Consider the following 2,802-nt stretch of genomic DNA (forward strand, 5'->3'; position numbering starts at 1 on the left):
CGCGCCGCGCCTCTCCTGCCGTCGGTGCGTGGGCTTCCGTAGGCGCGTGGGCGCCCACCACGTATGCGACCAGCCGCTGCGCCCCAGGCCGATCTTCCCGCGCCAGCACCACGGCCGCGCGCACGGCGGGATGCTGCCCCAGCACCGCCTCGATCTCGCCCAGTTCGATGCGATACCCCCGCAGCTTGACCTGCCCATCGATCCGCCCCAGAAACTCCAGCGCGCCATCCGCCCGGTAGCGCGCCAGATCCCCGGTGCGGTAGAGCCGCGCCCCCGGCCGGGTGCCCTCTGGGCGGCTGAACGGATGCGGCACGAAGCGCGCAGCCGTCAGCGTCGGCTGCCGGTGATAGCCCCGCGCCATGCCCACCCCGCCAATGTAAACCTCGCCCGTCACGCCCAGCGGCACCGGCTGCATCCGCCCGTCGAGCAGATAGACCTCGGTGTTGGCGATCGGCTGCCCGATCGGCGGCAGGTGGCCGCGCGCCTCGGCGGCGACCGGCGTGGCGGTGGCGACCACGCTGGTTTCGGTCGGGCCGTAGTGGTTGAACACCGGAAACGGCAGCCCGGCGGGCAGCGGATGGAGCTGATCGCCGCCCGTCAGCAGCGCGCGCAGCGCTAGCGTGGACGGCCAGGGCTGCGCCAGCGCGGCCTCGGCCAGCGCGGTCGGCAGGAAGCAGACGGTGATGCGCTGAGCGGCCAGCCAGGGCACCAGCGCCTGCGGCGTGGCGCGCGTGGCGGCATCGGGGATCACCAGACACGCGCCGCTGGCGAGATAAGGCCAGAGCTCCCAGACGGAGGCGTCGAAGGCGGGGGCGGCGATCAGCGTGGCGCGGTCGGCGGGGGTCAGGGCATAGGTGCGCTGGTGCCAGGCGACGAGATTGAGCAGGCCGCGCTGGGGCACGGCGACGCCTTTGGGGGTGCCGGTGGAGCCGGAGGTATAGATCAGATAGGCGAGGTGGTCGAGGGTGGCGGCGCTGGTGGGGGCGTGGGTGGGCGCGGCGTCGAGCAGAGCACGGTCGGCGTCGAGGCAGAGTACGGGCAGCGCGGCGGGCAACGCGGCGGGGCGCAGGGGGGCGGTGGTAAGCAGCAGGGCGGGCTGGGCATCGTGGAGCATGCGCGCGGTGCGGGCGGCGGGGGCGGCGGGGTCGAGCGGCAGGAAGCCGCCGCCGGCCTTGAGCACGGCGAGTTGGGCGAGGACGAGGGCGGCGGAGCGGTCGAGGACGAGGGCGACGCAGACATCGGGGGCGACGCCACGGGCCTGGAGCAGATGGGCAAGCTGATTGGCGCGCTGGTCGAGGGCGTGATAGGACCAGGCGTGGTCGGGATCAACGAGGGCGAGGGCGTGGGGGCGCTGGGCGGCGTGGGCGGCGACGAGGTCGGGGAGGCGGGAGGCGGCGGGGTAGGGCGCGTGGGTGGCGTTCCAGGCGCTGAGCTGGTGCCACTCGGCGGCGGGCAGCCGTGGCAGCGCGTCCAGGCGTCCCTCCGGCTGCGCGAGCATGCCTTCCAGTAGCAGCTCAAGCCGAGCAAGCATCCGCTCGATCGTGGCTCGATCGTAGCGCTGATGATCATAGATCATCCGGCACAAGAGCTGCGGACCCGCGAAAACGGCTAATGTCAGCGGGTAGCTGGGCTGTCTCACGACATCGAGCGTTCGATTGGCCCACTGACCGCCTTCAGCTTGCAAGGCATCCTGAAGCAGGTACCGCTCGAAAACAACGATCGTATTGAACAAAGGCACGCCCTGGGGAACCTCGCTCCATTGCTGCACCTGCGCCAGCGAAGCCCGCTGATGGTCGCGAATCGCTACGTTGAGCGATCGAAGCTCTTTGAGCCAGGCCAGCAGAGGCATATCGGGAACAATTCGCACGCGGATCGGCAGTGTGGTGATGAACAAGCCGATCATCGAATCGACGCCTTCGATCGTTCCGTAGCGGCCCCGGCGTGTCACCCCGAACACAACATCATCCTGGCCGCTATACTGGCTCAGCAGCAGTGCCCAGGCTCCCTGGATCAAGGTATTCACCGTGAGATCATGCTGTTGAGCCAGCCGCGTGAGGGCTTCGGTGGTGGTTGTCGTTAGGAGAAGATCCTGATCGGTGTACCCGCCTCGGCTGTTATCTCGGTAGCGATCCTGCCCGTCTACGGCTATCAGCGTCGGCGCGGTAAAGCCTTTGAGCAGATCGCGCCAGACGTGCTCCTCCTGTGCCTGGTCTTGCTGCCGCTGCCACTCGATATAGTCCTGATACGGACGTGGCTGTGGCAGCGCCAGATCTTGGCTACGGCAGCCTGCCTCGTACAGCGCAAAGAGTTCTTTCATCAGCAGCAGGAGCGAGCGGCCATCCAGAAGCGTATGGTGAAAGGCGAAGATCAGGCGATAATCGGCTTCGGCAAGCTGGATTAATGTCAGCCGTATGAGCGGAGCCTGCGTTAGCGTAAATCCACGGCGTCGGTCGGCGCGAATGTACTCATCGAGCCGCTGCTGATGCCTCTCGGCGGGTTGGTCGCGCCAATCCTCTACTTCAAGTGGCAGCGGAACTGTCGCAACCACTTCTTGGAGCGGCTCAGGCAGCCCTTCCCATCGGAAAGCTGTTCGTAGGATAGCATGTCGCTCGATCATGCGTGCCAGGGCGTCTTTGAAGGCTGGAAGCTTGAGGCGCTCAGGGAGAACCGCCACGACCTGTACGATGTCGACCCCGGACTCTGAGGCGTAGAGGCTGTTGAACAGCATCCCTTGCTGGGTGGGAAAGAGTGGATACAACGCCTGACCTCTCGTGTGTGGCTTGTAAGCAGTAAGGTTTGCTT

Annotated in this window: 1 protein-coding gene; it reads right to left on the reverse strand. The window is 67.3% G+C overall.

The window, feature by feature from the left end:
• A partial coding sequence (locus VFZ66_16250) for an amino acid adenylation domain-containing protein (protein ID HEX6290743.1) occupies nucleotides 1–2,728 on the reverse strand: 2,728 nt, incomplete at its 3' end.
• Between the last annotated feature and the right edge of the window lie 74 nt (nucleotides 2,729–2,802).

The organism is Herpetosiphonaceae bacterium (assembly GCA_036374795.1).
GTDB lineage: Bacteria > Chloroflexota > Chloroflexia > Chloroflexales > Kallotenuaceae > LB3-1.